The sequence below is a fragment of the Bacteroides sp. An279 genome (assembly GCF_002159615.1).
Classification (GTDB): Bacteria; Bacteroidota; Bacteroidia; order Bacteroidales; family Bacteroidaceae; genus Phocaeicola; species Phocaeicola intestinalis.
Genome location: NZ_NFJA01000215.1, coordinates 1 through 568 on the forward strand (window position 1 = coordinate 1; position 568 = coordinate 568).

Consider the following 568-nt stretch of genomic DNA (forward strand, 5'->3'; position numbering starts at 1 on the left):
CGCAAGGACGAAAGCGGGGAACTGGCTTCCCATTGCCGGCATAAGATGAAATACAAGCGCAAGGCCTCACACCGTCATGAGACTAAGGCCACGAACATCCGTAACCGTGTGAGCATACACGAGCGTCCGGCGGAAGCCGACGGCAAACGTTTCGGGGACTGGGAGATGGACCTCATCGTGGACAAGGACAGCAACGCCATCCTCACGCTGACGGAAAGGAGCACGAACTTCCTGTTGATGGAAAGGCTCAAGCACGGGAAGAAAGCGAAGCCTGTGGCAAGAACCGTGTGGAGGTTGCTGCTGCCATACAAGGGAGAGGCCTTGAAGTCCATCACCACGGACAACGGCAGTGAGTTCGCCGAGCATGAATGGATAACCAAGAAGCTCAACGTGCCCGTGTATTTTGCCGATTCCTATTGCGCATGGCAGAAAGGAGCCATAGAAAACGGCAACAAGCTGATACGGCAATATATCCCGAAAGGAACCGACATCAGTACGGTTACAGAAGGAAAAATAACCAAGATCAGGAAGAAAATTAATGCCAGACCGAGAGAAAAACTCAATTTCT

At 52.1% G+C, this 568-nt stretch carries 1 protein-coding gene; it reads left to right on the top strand.

Annotated elements, in window-relative coordinates:
* On the top strand, positions 1 to 568 hold a 568-nt coding region (locus B5F78_RS16685), incomplete at both ends, for an IS30 family transposase (RefSeq protein ID WP_140400244.1).